The sequence below is a fragment of the Cupriavidus sp. KB_39 genome, assembly GCF_052114485.1.
Taxonomy (GTDB): domain Bacteria; phylum Pseudomonadota; class Gammaproteobacteria; order Burkholderiales; family Burkholderiaceae; genus Cupriavidus.
Genome location: NZ_JBFREV010000002.1, coordinates 112,709 through 130,806 on the forward strand (window position 1 = coordinate 112,709; position 18,098 = coordinate 130,806).

Sequence of the window (18,098 nt, forward strand, 5' to 3'; positions counted from 1 at the left end):
CGGCGTGGATGCCCCCGGACACCCTAGACACTATAGGATGTGATCGCCGCTCGCCCCGAACACCTGGGCGCGCAGCTTGGCCAGTTGGTCGCGAACCTGGGCCGCCTTTTCGAACTCGAGATTCTTGGCATGGTCGAGCATCTGCTTCTCCAGCCGCTTGATCTCCTTCGCGACCTGCTTCTCGCTCATGTCCTCGTATTTCGCGCGCTCGGCGGCTGCGCTCAGTTCCGCCCGGACCTCGTTCGGGTCATAGACCCCGTCGATAATGTCCTTGATCCGCTTGACCACGCCGCGCGGCGTGATGCCATGGGCCTCGTTATGCGCGATCTGCTTGATGCGGCGCCGCTCGGTCTCGTCGATCGCGCGCTTCATCGAATCCGTCATGCGGTCGGCATAGAGGATGGCGGTGCCGTTGACGTTCCGGGCGGCGCGGCCGATGGTCTGGATCAGCGAGCGCTCGGCGCGCAGGAAGCCCTCCTTGTCCGCATCGAGGATGGCCACCAGCGACACCTCGGGAATATCGAGGCCCTCGCGCAGCAGGTTGATCCCCACCAGCACGTCAAACGTGCCAAGACGCAGGTCGCGGATGATCTCCACGCGTTCCACGGTATCGATGTCCGAGTGCAGATAACGTACCTTGACGCCGTTCTCGGACAGGAATTCGGTCAGCTGCTCGGCCATCCGCTTGGTCAGCGTGGTCACCAGCACGCGATCGCCGGCCTGCACGCGGATGTTGATCTCGGATAGCAGGTCGTCCACCTGGGTCGTGGCCGGGCGCACCATGATGATCGGGTCGACCAGGCCGGTCGGCCGCACCACCTGCTCCACCACCTGCCCCGCATGGTCCTTCTCGAACTGCGCCGGCGTGGCCGAGACGAACATCACCTGGCGCATCTTGCGTTCGAATTCGTCGAATTTCAGCGGCCGGTTGTCCAGCGCGGACGGCATGCGGAAGCCGTACTCGACCAGCGTGGTCTTGCGCGCGCGGTCGCCGTTGTACATGCCGTTGAGCTGGCCGATCAGCACGTGAGACTCGTCGAGGAACATCAGCGCGTCCGGCGGCAGGTAATCGACCAGCGTCGGCGGCGGCTCGCCCGGCTTGGCGCCGGAAAGGTGCCGGGAATAGTTCTCGATGCCCTTGCAGAAGCCCAGTTCCGAGAGCATTTCCAGGTCGAAGCGCGTGCGCTGCTCCAGCCGTTGCGCCTCCACGAGACGATTCTCCTTGTAGAAGAAATCGAGCCGCTCGCGCAGTTCCACCTTGATGTCCTCGATCGCCCGCAGCACGGTATCGCGCGGCGTGACGTAGTGGCTCGACGGGTAGACCGTGAAACGCGGAATCTTCTGACGCACGCGCCCGGTCAGGGGGTCGAAGTACTGGAGCGAGTCGACCTCATCGTCGAACAGCTCCACGCGCACGGCCATCTCGGCGTGCTCGGCCGGGAAGATGTCGAGCGTGTCGCCGCGCACGCGGAACGTGCCGCGCTGGAAATCGGTCTCGTTGCGCGTGTACTGCATGGCGATCAGCCGCGCGATGATGTCGCGCTGGCTCAGCTTGTCGCCGGTGCGCAACGTCAGAATCATCTTATGGTATTCGCTCGGATTGCCGATCCCGTAGATCGCGGACACGGTCGCCACGATAATCGTGTCGCGCCGCTCGAGCAGGCTCTTGGTGGCCGACAGCCGCATCTGCTCGATATGCTCGTTGATCGACGAGTCCTTCTCGATGAACAGGTCGCGCTGCGGCACATAGGCCTCAGGCTGGTAGTAGTCGTAGTAGCTGACGAAGTACTCGACCGCGTTGCGCGGGAAAAACTCGCGGAATTCCGAGTACAACTGGGCCGCAAGTGTCTTGTTCGGCGCAAAGACGATGGCCGGCCGCCCCATGCGCGCGATGACGTTGGCCATGGTGAAGGTCTTGCCGGACCCGGTCACGCCCAGCAGGGTCTGGAACGACAGGCCATCCTCGACGCCCTCCACAAGCTGGCGGATGGCCTGGGGCTGGTCCCCCGCGGGCGGGAACGGCTGGTAGAGCTGGAACGGGGAGCCCGGAAAGGTGACGAATTTGTCTTCGTCCAGGACCGGGGCGACTTCGGCGAGATTCGTCATAGGGTAGGGAAAAACCTGAGGAAAAACTGGCGGATACGCTAGAATCTTGGGGTTGCGCGGACCCGCTTCAAGCATTGTGGCATCACGCTACTGTCAGTTCCTGTCAGTAGGGCCATCGACGCGATCCGCCAGCGCAGCCCGAAGCATTCTACGCCCTCCGTTTTGTTACACAGCTGACCACGAGAATCCAAATGAGTTTGTTTTCTGCCGTCGAGATGGCCCCGCGCGACCCGATCCTGGGCCTGAATGAAGCCTTCAATGCCGACACCCGCACCACCAAGGTGAACTTGGGCGTTGGCGTGTACTTCACCGACGAAGGGAAAATTCCCCTCCTGCGCGCCGTGCAGGAGGCCGAGAAGGCTCGCCTGGCCAGCGCCACGCCGCGTGGCTACCTGCCGATCGAAGGCATCGCCGCCTATGATCAGGCCGTGCAGACCCTGCTGTTCGGCAAGGAATCGGCCCTGATCACCGAAGGCCGCGTTGTGACGGCCCAGGCACTTGGTGGCACCGGCGCCCTGAAGATTGGCGCCGACTTCCTGAAGCGCCTGTACCCGGATGCCAAGGTCGCCATCAGCGACCCGAGCTGGGAAAACCACCGCGCGCTGTTTGAATCGGCCGGCTTCCCGGTCGTGAACTACGCCTATTACGATGCCGCCAGCCATGGCCTGAACTTCGCCGGCATGGTGGAATCGCTGAAGTCCTACGCGGCCAACACCATTGTCGTGCTGCACGCCTGCTGCCACAACCCGACCGGCGTGGACCTGTCGGAAGCCCAGTGGAAGCAGGTGGTGGAACTGGTCAAGGAACGCAACCTGATCCCGTTCCTGGACATGGCCTACCAGGGCTTTGCCGATGGCATCGACCCGGACGGCGCCGCCGTGCGCCTGTTCGCCAATTCCGGCCTGCCGTTCTTCGTCTCCAGCTCGTTCTCGAAGAGCTTCTCGCTGTACGGCGAGCGCGTGGGCGCGCTGTCGATCGTGACCACGAGCAAGGAAGAATCCCAGCGCGTGATGTCGCAGGTCAAGCGCGTGATCCGCACGAACTACTCCAACCCGCCCACGCACGGCGGCACGGTGGTGGCCACGGTGCTGAACAGCCCCGAGCTGCGCGCCATGTGGGAGCAGGAACTCGGCGAAATGCGGGATCGCATCAAGCTGATGCGCCATGCGCTGGTGGACAAGCTGGCCGCCAAGGGCGTGCCGGGTGACTTCTCGTTCGTGAAGGCCCAGCGCGGCATGTTCTCGTACTCGGGCCTGACCACTGACCAGGTGGACCGCCTGCGCAACGACCACGGTATCTACGCCGTGGGTACGGGCCGGATCTGCGTGGCGGCGCTGAACAGCCGCAACATCGACGCGGTGGTCAACGCCATCGCTGCAGTGTACTAAGCATCACAGCACGAAGGCTTCGGCGCATTGCACCAAAAAGCAACACGCCGTTTGCACCAGTTCTGACGCAGTGCCACATAAAAGGCGACGGGGAGGTCACTCCCGGTCGCCTTTTTGTGTCTGTAGGTGTCTGTCACCACGAATTCAAGCCAATGTCCTATTGTCTTCCCCGCTTGGCGGCGTAACTTGGAAGCGTATGCTGCAAAGCACGACCGTTCGATTGCGGGCATAATCCATCGGGCACAAACGCCCGACAGAAAGGCAACAGGTACCGGCATGCTTTACCAACTGCACGAATTCCAGCGCTCCATGCTGAACCCGCTGACCGCCTGGGCTCAGGCGACGGCCAAGACCTTCACCAACCCGCTCAGTCCTCTTTCCCTGGTGCCGGGCGCACCTCGCCTAGCGGCCGGCTACGAACTGCTCTACCGGCTCGGCAAGGAATACGAGAAACCGTCGTTTGACATCAAGTCGGTGCGCTCCAACGGCCGGGACATCCCCATCGTCGAGCAAACCGTCTTCGAAAAACCGTTCTGCAAGCTGGTGCGCTTCAAGCGCTACGCGGACGACCCCGAGACCATCAAGCTGCTCAAGGACGAACCCGTCGTCCTGGTCTGCGCCCCGCTCTCCGGCCACCACGCCACGCTGCTGCGCGACACCGTGCGCACCTTGCTGCAAGACCACAAGGTCTACGTGACCGACTGGGTCGATGCGCGCATGGTCCCGTCCGATGTCGGCCCGTTCCACCTGTCTGACTACATTTATTACATTCAGGAATTCATCCGCCATATCGGCGCGGATAACCTGCATGTGATCTCGGTCTGCCAGCCCACGGTGCCGGTGCTGGCCGCGATTTCGCTGATGGCGTCGAACAAGGAAACCACCCCTTGCACGATGACGATGATGGGCGGCCCGATCGACGCGCGCAAGAGTCCCACGGCGGTCAATTCGCTGGCGACCAACAAGTCGTACGAGTGGTTCGAGAACAACGTCATCTACACCGTGCCGGCGAACTATCCGGGCCACGGCCGCCGCGTCTACCCGGGCTTCCTGCAGCATGCCGGCTTCGTGGCGATGAACCCGGACCGCCACCTGTCCTCGCACTATGACTTTTACCTGAGCCTGGTCGAGGGCGATGCCGACGATGCCGAGGCGCACGTGCGCTTCTACGACGAGTACAACGCCGTGCTCGACATGGCCGCCGAGTACTACCTCGACACCATCAAGGAAGTGTTCCAGGAGTTCCGACTGGCCAACGGCACGTGGGAGATCGACGGCGCGCCGGTGCGTCCGCAGGACATCAAGACCACGGCCCTGCTGACCATCGAAGGCGAACTGGACGACATCTCGGGCGCCGGCCAGACCGCCGCCGCGCACGACCTGTGCACCGGCATTCCCAAGGCCAAGCGGCATCACATCACCGCGCCGAAGGCCGGCCACTACGGGATTTTCTCGGGCCGCCGCTGGCGCGAGAATATTTATCCGGAACTGCGCGATTTCATCCGTAAATCGCGCTGAAGCCAGCCGGACGCCGAATGCAAAAATGCCCGCGATGATCTCGCGGGCATTTTTGTTTTTCCGACCGGGATAACCGCTCAGCGCTTCTGCAGGAAGGCCAGCAGCATGTCCGTGTGCAACTCGGCAAAGCGCGCGTGCTCGTCTTCCGAAGCCACGTCGCGGCCAATTACCGCGCTGATGGTGTAGCGGTTGGACAGCACGTAGTACCCGAGCGCCGAAATGGTCAGGTAGAACTGGGGTACGTCCACGTTATCGCGGAACACGCCCTGCTGCTGGCCGCGCCGGATAATGTCTGCCAGCACGTTGACCACCGGATTGATCAGCTGGTGCAACTGGGCGGACTTCTTCAGGTGGCGCGCTTCGTGCAGGTTCTCGCTGTTGACCAGGCGGATGAACTCGGGGTGCTGGTAGTACCAGTCCCAAACGAAGCGGGCCAGCGTGCGGACAGCAGCGACCGGGTCTTCATCGGTCACGTGAAGCTGTTCCTCGGCGGCACGGAACTCGGCGTACTGCTTTTCGAGCACGGCCAGGAACAGACCTTCCTTGCTGCCGTAGTAGTAATAGAGCATCCGCTCGTTGGTCTCGGCCCGCCGGGCGATCTGGTCGACGCGTGCGCCGGCCAGTCCGCCCTTTGCGAATTCTTCAGTGGCGGCGGCCAGGATGCGCCGGCGCGTGCCTTCGGGATCCCGCTTGGTTTTTGGCTCGTTTGACATGGGTTCCGGAGTCGGTCGGTTGCGCGGGATTATATGGCACGGGCGAGCATATATTGCTCGTGCCTCGTCCAAAGATCCGCCACATATCGCCCAAATGGGTGAGGCGACGGCGTGGCGCGCCAATCATCGCCGGTTCTGCCGTTTCGGGAAATCGGGGATAATCCTTGCCGCGCACACGCCCGCAGAGGCGTGCAGAAGCGTTAGTCGTCCCTCACATCGTTCCTCGCAGTCGTGACCATCACCCTCAACGCCGCCGCCACGCTGGCGGACCGCCTAGAAGCCCTGCTGCCGCAAACCCAATGCACCAAATGCGGGTTCGATGGCTGCCGCCCGTACGCCGAGGCCATGGCCCGGGGCGAGGCCACACCCAACCGCTGCCCGCCGGGCGGCGCCGAGGGCATCGTGCGGCTGTCCGCCCTGCTCGGTGTGGCGCCGCGTGCGCTGGACCCGGAGCATGGCGTGGAGCAGTCGCGGGCCGTGGCGCGCATCGACGAATCGCGCTGCATCGGCTGCACGCTTTGTATACAGGCATGCCCGGTCGATGCCATCGCCGGCGCGGCCAAGCAGATGCACACCGTGCTGCCCGACTGGTGCACCGGCTGTGATCTCTGCGTGGCACCGTGCCCGGTGGACTGCATCGACATGATTCCGGTGACGGGCGACAAGACGGGCTGGGCTGCGTGGTCGCCCGCGCAGGCCGACGCCGCCCACACGCGCTACCTGGCGCGCCGCGCCCGGCTGGTGCGCGAGCGCGAGGAGAACGACGCGCGCCTGGCCGCCAAGGCCGCGGCCAAGCTGGAGGCGCTCCAGGCGGAACCCGTCATCTCCGATGCCGAGCGCGCCGCCCAGGACCGCAAGAAGGCGATCATCCAGGCCGCGATCGAGCGCGCGCGCCAGAAACAGGCGGCCGCCACGCCGCGCAACACCGAGAATGTGTCGCCGGCCGTGCAGGCCCAGATCGATGCCGCCGAAGCCCGCCGCGCCAAGGCCGGCCTGACGCAGGCAACCCCCGACAACAACAAGAAGACTCCCGACGCATGAACGCCGCCAAGACCCGCGCGATCTTCGAAACGCTGCGAGACGTCAACCCGACCCCGACCACGGAACTCGAATACAGCTCGCCCTTCGAGCTGCTGATTGCCGTGCTGCTCTCCGCGCAGGCCACCGACGTTGGCGTGAACAAGGCCACGCGCCTGCTGTTCCCGGTGGCCCACTCGCCCCAGCAGATGCTGGCGCTCGGCGAGGCGGGGCTGATCGATTACATCAAGACCATCGGCCTCTACAAGACCAAGGCCAAGCATGTGATGGAGACCTGCCGGATTCTGGTGGAGCGGCATGGCGGACGCGTGCCGCCGGACCGCGAGGCGCTGGAGGCCCTGCCAGGGGTGGGCCGCAAGACAGCCAACGTGGTGCTCAACACCGCGTTTGGCCAGCCGACCATCGCCGTGGATACGCACATCTTCCGCGTCTCCAACCGCACGGGGCTGGCGCCGGGCAAGAATGTGGATATCGTCGAGCAGAAGCTGCTCAAGGTGGTGCCGAAGGAGTTCCTGCACGACGCGCACCACTGGCTGATCCTGCATGGGCGCTACGTGTGCAAGGCACGCAAGCCCGAATGCTGGCATTGCGCCATCGAGCCGCTGTGCGAGTTCCGCGAGAAAACCCCGGCGCCGAAGGCGTAAGCCCCGGCGCCGGCGGGGATCAGACGATCCGGCAGGCTTCGTCGAACGACAGGCGCGGGCCGCGCGGATGCAGCTGGGCAGCGTCGCCGTAGCCCAGGTTCACGAGGAAGTTCACCGACCACTTGCCGTCAGGGAAGAACGCCGCGTTGACCTTGGCGGCATCGAAACCACCCATCGGGCCGCAGTCCAGGCCCAGCGCGCGGGCGGCCAGGATGAAGTAGCCGCCTTGCAGCGAGCTGTTCATCAGCGCATCGCGCGCGATCTTTTCGGTGTTGCCGGCGTACCACGCGCGGGCGTCGGCATGCGGGAACAGCTTCGGCAGTTGGTCGTGGAAGTGGTTGTCGAAGGCGATGATCGCGGTGACAGGCGCCGAGCGGGTCTTCTCGACGTTACCGGCAGACACGCATTCCAGCAGCCGGGCCTTCTCGGCGGCCGACTTCACGAACACGATGCGGGCCGGGCTGCTGTTGGCGGCGGTCGGGCCGAACTTCATCGCTTCATAGATCTGCTGCAGCAGGGCGTCGTCCACGTGCTTGTCCTGCCACACGTTGTGCGTGCGGGCTTCGGTGAACAATTGTGCGACTGCTGCCTGATCGATCGATTTCATTGCGCGTCTTCCCGGTTTCTGGATGAAAGAAAGCGCGATTGTACCGATCGATGCGCGGAAAGCCGAGCAACGGCTTTCACGATGTCCCTCAAATCCTTTCGTCGACGGCGGTGTCTGGCTGGGCGGTGCCGCTGGCGCGACGCGTGAGCCACAGCACCCCGGCCAGGATCAACCCACCGCCGATGGCCTGCGTGGCGCCAATGTGCTCGCCCAGCAACATTGCCGCCAGCAGCACCGTCACCACCGGCTCCAGCGTGGACAGCATCGACGCCTTGGAAGCGCCCAGCCGCTGCAAGCCCGCGAAGAAGGTCAGGATGGCCAGCACCGTGGAGACCAGCGCGATGGCGATCAAGGCGAGCCAGCCGCCGGCGTCGCCCGGGAACTGCGGCGGCACGCCGGCGCCAGTGCGCAGGATGCCGACCGTCACATAGACCACCGCTGCTGCGGTGCAGATGACCGTGGTGGTGGCGATGGCGTTGACGCCGGCCGTCACGCGCGCGCCCACCACGATATAGATCGAGTAGATCACCGCCGCCGCCACGCCCAGCGCGATGCCGAGCGGGCTGCCCTCCCCGCCGCCCACTGTCAGGCCGGCGCCGACCGAGCACAGCACCAGCGCGATCACCGCCGCGTTGGTCAGCTTTTCCTTGAGAAAGATCGCCGCGAGGATCGTCACGAACAGCGGGTAGAGATAGAGCAGCAGCGCCACGAGGCTGGCCTGCGCGTAGTTCAGCGCCGTGAAGAAGCAGTAGGACTGGCTGACGTAGCCGATGCCGCCCATCGCCGCCAGCGCCAGCACGCGCCGCCACGGCGGCAGACGGATGCCGCGCGTGCGCATGACCACGGCCATTGCCACGGCGGCGAGCACGAAGCGCACCGCCAGCAGGCCATAGACATCAGCGCCGGCGGCATAGGCGTAGCGCGCGAAGATCGCCATGGCCCCAAAGGCGCTGGCGGACAGCGCAATCATCAGCACGCCGGCGAGCGTGTGGCGGGCCTGGCCGAGGGTGGCGGAAGCGGTCATGGGCGGTGCGAAGAAGCGGGAAGGAGACACCAGGAAGCCCGCATTCTACTTGTGCGCGGCGGGCGGCCGGCAGCGTTCGGAGGGCTCGTTTACAATACCGCCCATCATGTTCAATCCCTCAAGAGAAGAAGTCCGCCGGTTCTTCTGCGACGCGTGGCAGAAACGGGTGGCGGGCAATGTCCTCACCCCGCTCGAAGTGATTGCCGTCGACTGGATCGACGAGCATCCCGAATACCACCCGCTGCTGACCGATACCGAAGGCGCGCTCACGCGCGACTACACGCCCGAAGGCGGCCAGACCAATCCGTTCCTGCATCTGGCGATGCACCTGTCGATTTCCGAACAGGTGTCGATCGATCAGCCGCCCGGCATTCGCGCGGCGTATGAGGCACTTTCGCGGCGACTCGATTCCCAGCACGAGGCCCAGCACCAGATCATGGAATGCCTCGGCGAAATGCTCTGGAATGCACAGCGCACCGGTATGCCGCCAGATGGGCAGGCCTACGTCGACAATATCCGCCGCCGCGCTGCCGGCTGACCGGCTTACCCCGCACTTTTCACACCAACAATTCGTCACAAGATGCCCGCGAGCCACGTGTTAGGCTGTCGGGCATTCCAAACTCTGACGTGTCCCCGGCCCCTGCGCCGACGCGACGCGCACGATCCATGTCTCTCTCCGTGCCTCGCCGCGCCGGCTTCGGCAGCGCGGCTCTCCTTTCGTTCGCCCTGTTGGGCCCGATTTCCGCGCACGCCGCCGTCTCGCTGCTGCAACCGCCGCGCGTGATCGACGGCACGCGCCCCTTCACGCTCACGCTGCTGGTCAGCGCCGACCAGTCGACGCGGCGCTACGCGGTGCCCGATACGCTCCAGGTGAGCGCCACCGGCGATCTCGCCGCGCCCGTGCGGATCGAGATGAAGCGCACCGGCGGCGGCCCGTCCGTGCTGAACCTGCGCCACGGCGACATCCGCACCATCACCTATACCGCCGACTGGCCGGCCGGCATGCGTGGCCAGGTGCGGCTCGACGTGGCCGGCATCGACGCCGCGCCGGTCGTCGTCTCGCTGAACCGCGCGCCGCTGCCGGGCGAAGTCCCCGCTGCACCCGCCGTAGCGGCCACGGCCCCGGGCAACGCCGCGACGGAGCACAAGGATCTGGCTTCCGCCCAAGGCACGCCGCAGCCGGATGGGGCAACCGTACCCGTCACGCCGATCGTCACCGCCGCCAACGGCGGCACGCCGGGGCCCTCGCCGGCCGACCTGCGCGACGCGCAGCGCCTCTCGTTCAACGAGCCGATGTACCTGATGTTCGGCGGCCACGACGGCGCCAACGCCAAGTTCCAGATCAGCTTCAAGTACCGCCTGTTCGAGGGCGAGAACCCGACCTCGAAGAGCGTGCTGGACAACCTGTACTTCGCCTACACGCAGTTCTCGCTATGGGACCTGCACGACGAATCGCGCCCGTTCCGCGACACCAACTACCGGCCCAGCCTCTATTACTACCTGTCCGATACGGGCGTGAAGAACAGCGTGATCAGCCGACTCTCGCTGGCCACCGGTTTCGAGCACGAGTCGAACGGGCGCGATGGCGACCAGTCGCGCAGCGTCAACACGCTGTTCCTGAAGCCGACCATGTATTTCGGCGACCAGACCGACTGGCACTGGCGCGTGGCGCCCAAGGTGTACGCCTACGTCGGCAAGAGCGACAACGAGGACATCGCCCACTATCGCGGCTACATGGACCTGCTGGTGGCCTATGGCCGGCCCGATTCGTGGGAGTTCGCCGCCACGCTGCGCAAGGGCACGCGCAAAGGCTATGGCAGCGTCGACGCGCAGCTCACCTACCCGCTCGCGCGGCTGCTGCCGGGCACGGCGGGATACCTGATGGCCGGCTACTTCTACGGCTACGGCGAGAGCCTGCTCGACTACAACCAGAAGACGCCGTGGCAGTTCCGTATCGGCTACGCGCTGTCGCGCTGATCAACCGGCCAGCGGCTTGCCCTCGGCCTTGAGCCGCGCGTTAGCCACGGCGGACGCAAACTGCCCGTGGCCGTGCCAGCCCGTGGCGCGGCCCAGCTTCTTGCCCCGCTGGAAGAACATGAACACCGGAATGCCGTGCAGGCCGAAACGCTTGCCCAGCTCGGGGTGTTCGTAGACGTTGGCGTGCAGCCAGCGTAGGTTCAGCGCCCGAATCGGGTCCGGGTTGGCGAGCATCGCCTTCTTGGCCATCTCGCAGTTGAAGCAGTCCACGCCCCAGAAGAACACGCAGACCAGGTCTTCGCCGGCGGCGGCGATGGCCGCGTCGATGGTGCTCCCGTCGACAGCCTGCATGGCGAAGGCGTCGAAGGCGCGGTGATCGAGATGATCGGGATGGGGGGATTGAGCGTCGTCTGACATCGCAGGGTTCCTGGAAACAACAACGCCCGGGCGTTCAGGCACCGGGCGTCGGGTCAGGCTTGGGGGTTTCCGGCTTGCGCGGGATTTAGCGCGGCGCCGAGACCGTCACCAGTGCCGGGCGCAGCACGCGCTCGGCAATCATGTAGCCGCGCTGGAGCACGTTCACCACGGTGTTGGGCTCCTGCTCGGACGGCACCATCGAAATCGCCTGATGACGATGCGGGTCGAACTTCTCGCCCACCGGGTTCAACTCGACGATCTTGCCGCGCTCGAAGGCGGCGGCCAGCTGGCGGGCGGTCAGCTCCACGCCTTCGCGCAGCTTCTTGAGGTCGCCGGTGTTGTCGGCCAGCGCAGCCTGCAGGCTGTCCATCACGGGCACGAGGTTGTCGGCGAAGTTCTCGATCGCGAACTTGTGTGCCTTGCTGACCTCGTCCTGCGACCGGCGGCGGATGTTCTCGCCCTCTGCCGTGGCGCGCAGGAACAGCTCGTAGTTTTCCTTGGCCTTGGCCTCCAGGTCGGCCACCTGTTGCGTGAGGCGGGCCACGTCATCGCCGGCCGGGGCGTCCGTGCCAGGCTGCTGGGCGCGCAGGGCATCGTCCGCCGCCTGCGGCGTGCTCGAAGCTGAAGATGGCGTCTGGGTCTGGTTCTGTTCTTCCATGTCGATCCGTATCAAATCTAAAACTCGGCCCGCCTGGCGCAGGCCGTCGGGTGGGTCGGGATGCCAAACCGGCAAGTCTAGCCGCAGTTGGCGCCACTCCCCGTTTTTTCAAGTGTGAAGGGGGCGAGACGCCGAAATACGCGGTTACAAAGCCGTGATTGATGCAATCTGGTGTTCATTGCTTTGCTGCAACGCAATGACTAAGATCTATCAATGAAAAATGACAAAAATAACGGGAGCACGCTGTGAATCATTTTGGTGCATCCTTCGGAAGGTTCGCCATGCACAAGCTGCCTGTTGTTACCGTGTGCCTACTCGCCGCGCTGTCGGTGATGACACTCTTCATCTGCGCCTCCGGCGCGTTCACGCCGCGTGAAACCGAGTATGGCAGCGGCAAGGCGGTGTTCAAGCACTACATCGTTCCGTACTTCCCGTACAACCGCTGAATCCCTAATTTCTGAAATCGTCGATCCGGCGCCGGTCGCGCTTGGTCGGGCGGCCCTGTAGCTGCGCCGTCGGCTCAGGCTGCATGCGCCGCCGTTCCGCCTCTTCCTGACGCCGGGCCTGGCTTGCCGGCGTTTCTGCATACAGCGTCTGCGCCACGGGCGCCGACCCGCGCGAGGCGGCCACGCCCTTCACCTCGATCTCCCAACGCTGCTGGTGCGCGTCGATCATCACGGCGTCGCCGGGCTTCACTTCGCGTGAATTCTTGACCGGCTGGCCGTTGACCTCCACCCGGCCCCGCTCCACGGCCTCGGCCGCCAGCGAGCGCGTCTTGAAGAACCGGGCGCACCACAGCCATTTGTCGATGCGTTGCCGGGCACCCGCCTCGAAGTCCACATCCATCGTCTAACTCTTTGATTCCTTACGCCGCGGCACCGCGGGTCTGCGCCCGCGAGCGCCGCGCTTCCAACTCGTGCGGATGCGGCTGGCGCAATGGCCAACCTTGCAGATGCTGCAGCGCGATCTCGGCCAGCCCGGCAATCCAGTAGTCCGCATCATTCAGGCAGGGAATGAAATGGAATTCCTGGCCGCCCGCCACGCGGAATTCGGACTGCCCTTCCATGGCGATTTCCTCGAGCGTCTCGATGCAATCGGCCGGGAAGCCGGGGCAGAACACGTCCACGCGATGCGTGCCGACCTTGCCGAGTTCGGTCAGCGTCGGCGCGGTATAGGGCTGGAGCCATTCCGCCTTGCCGAAACGCGACTGAAACGTCACTTGATACTGACCCGCTTGCAGGCCGAGCGCCTCGCCCAGCATCCGCCCGGTCTTCAGGCATTCGCAATGGTAGGGGTCGCCCAGATCCAACAATCGGCGCGGCAGGCCGTGGAAGGACAGGATCAGCTTGTCGCCCCGGGCAAAGTCCGGCATGCCGTGCTGCGCCCAATAACCGCTCACCTGCTGCTGCAGGGCCGAAATATAGGCCGGATGATCGTGAAAGTGCTTTATCAGTCTCAATTCCGGCTGATTTCGCCAGCCGGCGAGCACGCGAAAGACCTCGTCGAACGCGGTGGCCGTGGTCGTCCCGGAATACTGCGGATAAAGTGGCAATAACAGCACTTGTTCCGTACCCTGCCGGCGCAGGGCCTCCATAACCGAAGCAATCGACGGATTGCCGTAGCGCATGGCGCAGGCCACGGTCACGTCGTGGCCGAGCCGGTGCATGTGCTGCTGGAGCGCGTGGGCCTGACGCTCGGTGTGCACCAGCAGCGGCGAGCCGGTCATGTGCGCCTCGCGCAGCCAGATCGATTCGTACTTCATGGCCGAAGCGCGCGAGCGGAACGGCAGGATCAGCCCGTGCAGGATCGGCAGCCAGGCCAGACGCGGGATCTCGACCACACGGGGGTCGGACAGGAACGCCTTCAAATACTGCCCCACCGCCTTGGGCGTGGGCGAATCCGGCGTGCCCAGGTTGATAAGCAGGATGGCCGTGCGGGGCGCCTGGCCATGCTGGTAAGCCGGTTCTGCCGAGAACGTCATAGGGTTTCCGGAAATGGCGGGCGCCACGCACGCGCTGTCACGTGGCGTGCCCGCAAGCTGCCATCAGTTCTGGGAGAGCGCGCTCGAGAGCAGCCGCGCGGTGATGTCGACGATCGGGATGACCCGTTCATAGGCCATCCGCGTCGGGCCGATCACGCCGAGCGTGCCGACGATCTGCCCATCGACACCATAGGGCGCGGTAATGACGGCCATGTCTTCGAGCGGCACGAGCTGGCTTTCGCCGCCGATGAAGATCTGCACGCCCTGCGCGTGGCTCGAGACATCGAGCAGCTGCAGCAGGTTGGTCTTGTGTTCGAAGACATCGAACAGCCGGCGCAGCTTGTCCATGCTGGACGACAGGTCTTCCACCTCGAGCAGCTTGCGCTCGCCGGAGATGAACACCTGGTCGTCATCCTCGGCCATGGCGCTGCTGCCCGCCTCCACGGCGGCCTGCATCAGCGCTGACATATCGCGGCGGATGTCCTGCAATTCCACGCGCAGATGGCTGCGCACGGCATCGAAACTCATGCCGGCGTAGTGGGAATTGAAGAAATTGGCCGCCTCGATCAGCTGGGCGGGGGTGTACGGCAGTTCGGTCTGGATGATGCGGTTCTGGACGTCGCCCTCGGGGCTGACGATGATCAGCAGGATGCGCTTCTCCGACAGGCGCATGAACTCCACCTGGCGGAACGACTGGCCCCGGCGCGGCGTCATGATCACGCCGGCAAAGCGGGAGAGGTTCGACAGCGTATGCGCGGCGGCCGTGATCATCCGCTGCGGCCCCAGCTGTTGTCCGCCCAGCTGGCCCTGGATCTGGCCGGTCAGCGCGGCCAGTTCGGCGGTCATCTCGATGGTGCCACCCTCCAGCGGGCGCGCCGTGAGCATCGAATCGACGAACAGCCGGTATCCGCGCGGCGTGGGAATCCGGCCGGCCGACGTATGCGGGCTGGCGATGAACCCCATTTCCTCGAGGTCGGACATCACATTGCGGATGGTCGCCGGCGAGAGATCGAGACCCGAGTACTTGGACAGGGTGCGCGAGCCCACGGGCTGGCCTTCGGCGATGTAGCGCTCGATCAGGGTCTTGAGAAGCGTTTTCGAACGTTCGTCCATAGTGCCCCGATTTTAAACAACTTTCCCCGGTTCGGGCGGGCTTCGCACCGGTGCGTGCCCGCCTACTGACAATGGTCACGGCGGTATGGTCTAATCCCGGCATGTCTGCCCCCCAGAACCCAGCCATCGCCCCCGCCGCCGCGCCCCGCGCCGCGTTCCAGACCGTTGCCCTGGTCGGCCGGTACGCGACCGCCGGCATCGAGGGCCCGCTCGAGGAACTGGCCGCCGTCATCTCGCGCAACGGCCAGGACGTGGTGTTCGAGCGCGAAACCGCGCAGGCGACCGGCCTCTCCGGCTACCCCGTCTTCTCGGCCGACGAGATCGGGCGCGAGGCCGACGTGGCCGTGGTGCTCGGCGGCGACGGCACGCTGCTGGGCCTGGCCCGCCAGCTGGCCGGGCTCAATGTGCCGCTGATCGGCGTGAACCATGGCCGGCTGGGCTTCATGACCGACATCCCGCTCGAAGACGTGACGCGCGCCCTGCCCGAGATGCTGGCCGGCCGCTACGAGGCCGAGACCCGCATGCTGCTGGAATCCCGCGTGATCCGTGACGACGGCGTGATCTTCTCCGCGCTGGCGTTCAACGACGTGGTGGTCAACCGCTCGGGCATTTCCGGCATGGTCGAGCTGGCCGTCTCGGTGGACGGCTATTTCATGTACAACCAGCGTTCGGACGGCCTGATCGTCTCCACGCCCACCGGTTCCACCGCCTACGCGCTGGCCGCCGGCGGACCGATCCTGCATCCTACGCTGTCTGGGCTGGTACTGGTGCCAATTGCTCCGCACGCGCTGTCCAATCGCCCGATCGTGCTGCCGCACGACGCCGAAGTGACGATCGAGGTGGCCACCGCGCGCGACGCGAGCGCCAATTTCGACATGCAGTCTCTGACCTCGCTGCTGCAGGGCGACCGGATCGTCGTGCGCCGCTCCAGCAAGACCGTGACCCTGTTGCATCCGGTGGGCTACAACTACTACGCCACGCTGCGCAAGAAGCTGCACTGGCACGAATACCCGACCGAGGACAACCGGCTCTGAGCCGGCCCCCACTCCCCCCAAGGCCACGATGCTCCGCAGCCTGTCCATCCGCGATTTCGTCATCGTCGATACGCTCGACCTCGACTTCACCACCGGCTTCACCGTCTTCACCGGCGAGACCGGCGCCGGCAAGTCCATCCTGATCGATGCACTGGCCCTGGTGCTCGGCGAACGCGCCGACGCCGGCGTGGTGCGCGAAGGCAGCACCCGCGCAAGCATCAGCGCCACCTTCGGCACGCACGCGGCGCTGGACGCCTGGCTGGCCGAGCGCGAACTGTCCGGCGACGAAACCGGCCTCGACGGCGAAGGCACCGTGCTGCTGCGCCGCACCGTCGATGCGGGCGGGCGCAGCAAGGCGTTCATCAACGGCACGGCGGCCACGCTGACCCAGTTGCGCGAGGTGGGCGACCAGCTTGTCGACATCCACGGCCAGCACGCCCATCAGCTACTGCTCCGCCCGGACGCCCAGCGCCACCTGTTCGACGCCCACGCAGGCCTGACCGAACAGGCCGGCGCGGTGGCGGAGGCGTGGCGGGCCTGGCGCGCCTGCGTGCGCCAGCGCGAAGCCGTGGAGTCGCAATCGCGCGAAATGCAGCTCGAACGCGAGCGCCTGGAATGGCAGGTTGGCGAACTCGACAAGCTGGCGCCGCAGGCGGGCGAGTGGGAAGAGATCCAGGGCGAATACAACCGCCTCTCGCACGCGGCCGGCCTGATCGACGGCAGCCGCGCCGCGCTGGACGCGTTGTCCGAGGCCGATGGCGCCGTGCTGTCCGTGCTCAACAGCGTGGTGCACCGCATCCAGCAACTGGCCGATGTCGATCCCGCGCTACGCGACGTGCTCGCCGCGCTGGAACCGGCGCAGGTGCAGGTCGAGGAAGCCGCGCATTCGCTGACGCGCTACGTCGACCGGCTCGAACTCGATCCGGAACGCCTGCAGGCCGTGGAAGCGCGCATGCAGGCACTGCACACGGCGGCGCGCAAGTATCGCCTGCCGCCGGAGCAACTGCCGGACGAACTACTGGCCCGCCGCCAGCAACTCGACGACCTGCAGTCCGCGCAAGACCTCAACAAGGTGCTGGCCCGCGAGGCCGCCGCGCGCGCCGCCTACCTGACGCTGGCGCGGCACCTGTCCGCCGCACGCAAGACCGCTGCCAAGGCGTTGTCCGGCGCGGTCACGGACGCCATGCAGGGCTTGTCGATGGCCGGCGGCACCTTCGTGGTGGCGCTGAACCCGCTCGACGAGGCCGAAGGCCAGAGCCACGGGCTGGAGCAGGTGGAATTCCTCGTCGCCGGCCATGCCGGCGTGACGGCCCGCCCGCTGGCCAAGGTGGCGTCCGGCGGCGAACTGGCGCGGATCAGCCTCGCCATCTCCGTCATCACGAGCGAAGCCGCGCCCACGCCCACGCTGATCTTCGACGAGGTGGATACCGGCATCGGCGGCGCCGTGGCCGAGGTGGTGGGCCGGCGCCTGCAGGAACTGGGCCGCGCGCGGCAGGTGCTCTGCGTGACCCACCTGCCGCAGGTGGCGGCGCAGGCTGGCACGCACCTGCTGGTCAGCAAGGAGACGGCCGACGCCACGAAGGCCCGGGCCGCCGTCACGCGGTCCAGGATCCGCGTGCTCGACACCGAGGGCCGTGTCAACGAGACCGCGCGCATGCTGGGCGGGGCCACGGTCACCGCCACGACGACGCAACACGCGCAGGAGATGCTGGCGCAAGGGGCACGCGCTGCGGAACTGGCCGCGAGTCCTGCGGCCAACCAGGCCAGCACCACCCCGCGCGAAGGGGGCTCGCGCCGCCCGCGCCGGGCTGCTGGCTAAAGCCGCACCGTCGCCACGTCCGCATCCCGCTATATATATAGATACAGATTTCAGGAGCTTC

At 65.8% G+C, this 18,098-nt stretch carries 18 protein-coding genes; 9 read left to right on the forward strand and 9 right to left on the reverse strand.

The genetic code is table 11. The features are described from left to right. Positions 1–30: 30 nt before the first annotated feature. Positions 31–2,106 (reverse strand): excinuclease ABC subunit UvrB, encoded by a 2,076-nt coding sequence (gene uvrB, locus AB4Z27_RS01835; RefSeq protein WP_092292563.1) that lies wholly within the window; start codon positions 2,104–2,106, stop codon positions 31–33. A gap of 191 nt (positions 2,107–2,297) precedes the next feature. On the opposite strand from uvrB, the gene AB4Z27_RS01840 reads away from it, so the two are divergent. Continuing rightward, on the forward strand, positions 2,298–3,494 hold the full coding sequence (locus tag AB4Z27_RS01840) for an amino acid aminotransferase (RefSeq protein WP_092292561.1): 1,197 nt from the start codon (positions 2,298–2,300) through the stop codon (positions 3,492–3,494). A gap of 276 nt (positions 3,495–3,770) precedes the next feature. After that, a complete protein-coding gene (locus AB4Z27_RS01845; RefSeq protein WP_092292559.1) occupies positions 3,771–5,012 on the forward strand; it encodes a polyhydroxyalkanoate depolymerase in 1,242 nt (413 codons plus the stop codon). 77 nt (positions 5,013–5,089) lie between these two features. On the opposite strand, the gene AB4Z27_RS01850 is transcribed toward AB4Z27_RS01845, so the two are convergent. Further along, entirely contained in the window at positions 5,090–5,725 is a 636-nt protein-coding gene (locus tag AB4Z27_RS01850; RefSeq protein ID WP_092292557.1) for a TetR family transcriptional regulator, read from the reverse strand. Between the two features lie 231 nt (positions 5,726–5,956). Between AB4Z27_RS01850 and rsxB the strand changes: the two genes are divergently transcribed. Then, positions 5,957–6,766, forward strand: a complete 810-nt coding sequence (gene rsxB / locus AB4Z27_RS01855) for an electron transport complex subunit RsxB (protein WP_441643830.1) — start codon at positions 5,957–5,959, stop codon at positions 6,764–6,766. Beyond that, positions 6,763–7,407 (forward strand): endonuclease III, encoded by a 645-nt coding sequence (gene nth, locus AB4Z27_RS01860; RefSeq protein ID WP_441592040.1) that lies wholly within the window; start codon positions 6,763–6,765, stop codon positions 7,405–7,407. The genes rsxB and nth overlap by 4 nt, the downstream gene beginning before the upstream one ends. 19 nt (positions 7,408–7,426) lie before the next feature. Here nth and AB4Z27_RS01865 read toward each other — a convergent pair whose 3' ends face one another. After that, on the reverse strand, positions 7,427–8,014 hold the full coding sequence (locus AB4Z27_RS01865; protein ID WP_092292551.1) for a malonic semialdehyde reductase: 588 nt from the start codon (positions 8,012–8,014) through the stop codon (positions 7,427–7,429). Between the two features lie 88 nt (positions 8,015–8,102). Further along, on the reverse strand, positions 8,103–9,038 hold the full coding sequence (locus AB4Z27_RS01870) for a DMT family transporter (RefSeq protein ID WP_092292549.1): 936 nt from the start codon (positions 9,036–9,038) through the stop codon (positions 8,103–8,105). A gap of 106 nt (positions 9,039–9,144) precedes the next feature. Here AB4Z27_RS01870 and AB4Z27_RS01875 point away from each other — a divergent pair, with 106 nt between their 5' ends. Further along, complete coding sequence (locus AB4Z27_RS01875) at positions 9,145–9,576, forward strand: DUF1841 family protein (RefSeq protein ID WP_092292547.1); 432 nt, start codon at positions 9,145–9,147, stop codon at positions 9,574–9,576. A gap of 128 nt (positions 9,577–9,704) precedes the next feature. After that, the gene (locus AB4Z27_RS01880) at positions 9,705–11,015 is read left to right on the forward strand and encodes a phospholipase A (protein WP_441643831.1); all 1,311 of its coding nucleotides are present in this window, start codon (positions 9,705–9,707) and stop codon (positions 11,013–11,015) included. Here AB4Z27_RS01880 and AB4Z27_RS01885 read toward each other — a convergent pair whose 3' ends face one another. Together AB4Z27_RS01885 and grpE are read right to left on the reverse strand one after the other, a co-directional pair. Next, positions 11,016–11,432, reverse strand: a complete 417-nt coding sequence (locus tag AB4Z27_RS01885; protein ID WP_441592037.1) for a thioredoxin family protein — start codon at positions 11,430–11,432, stop codon at positions 11,016–11,018. An 85-nt stretch (positions 11,433–11,517) separates the two neighbouring features. Beyond that, positions 11,518–12,090, reverse strand: a complete 573-nt coding sequence (gene grpE / locus AB4Z27_RS01890) for a nucleotide exchange factor GrpE (RefSeq protein WP_092292541.1) — start codon at positions 12,088–12,090, stop codon at positions 11,518–11,520. Positions 12,091–12,371: 281 nt separating this feature from the next. Between grpE and AB4Z27_RS01895 the strand changes: the two genes are divergently transcribed. Beyond that, positions 12,372–12,536 (forward strand): hypothetical protein, encoded by a 165-nt coding sequence (locus tag AB4Z27_RS01895; RefSeq protein WP_177219874.1) that lies wholly within the window; start codon positions 12,372–12,374, stop codon positions 12,534–12,536. Between the two features lie 4 nt (positions 12,537–12,540). Here AB4Z27_RS01895 and AB4Z27_RS01900 read toward each other — a convergent pair whose 3' ends face one another. The 3 genes from AB4Z27_RS01900 to hrcA all read right to left on the reverse strand — a co-directional run bounded on the left by AB4Z27_RS01900 (position 12,541) and on the right by hrcA (position 15,184). Continuing rightward, complete coding sequence (locus AB4Z27_RS01900) at positions 12,541–12,936, reverse strand: RNA-binding S4 domain-containing protein (RefSeq protein WP_092292539.1); 396 nt, start codon at positions 12,934–12,936, stop codon at positions 12,541–12,543. 19 nt (positions 12,937–12,955) lie between these two features. Then, positions 12,956–14,071 (reverse strand): ferrochelatase, encoded by a 1,116-nt coding sequence (hemH, locus tag AB4Z27_RS01905; RefSeq protein ID WP_441643832.1) that lies wholly within the window; start codon positions 14,069–14,071, stop codon positions 12,956–12,958. Positions 14,072–14,134: 63 nt separating this feature from the next. Further along, positions 14,135–15,184 (reverse strand): heat-inducible transcriptional repressor HrcA, encoded by a 1,050-nt coding sequence (hrcA, locus tag AB4Z27_RS01910; RefSeq protein ID WP_092292535.1) that lies wholly within the window; start codon positions 15,182–15,184, stop codon positions 14,135–14,137. Positions 15,185–15,285: 101 nt separating this feature from the next. Between hrcA and AB4Z27_RS01915 the strand changes: the two genes are divergently transcribed. Further along, complete coding sequence (locus tag AB4Z27_RS01915) at positions 15,286–16,218, forward strand: NAD kinase (protein ID WP_092292533.1); 933 nt, start codon at positions 15,286–15,288, stop codon at positions 16,216–16,218. Positions 16,219–16,246: 28 nt separating this feature from the next. Beyond that, the gene (gene recN / locus AB4Z27_RS01920; RefSeq protein WP_092292531.1) at positions 16,247–18,037 is read left to right on the forward strand and encodes a DNA repair protein RecN; all 1,791 of its coding nucleotides are present in this window, start codon (positions 16,247–16,249) and stop codon (positions 18,035–18,037) included. Positions 18,038–18,098: the final 61 nt, after the last annotated feature.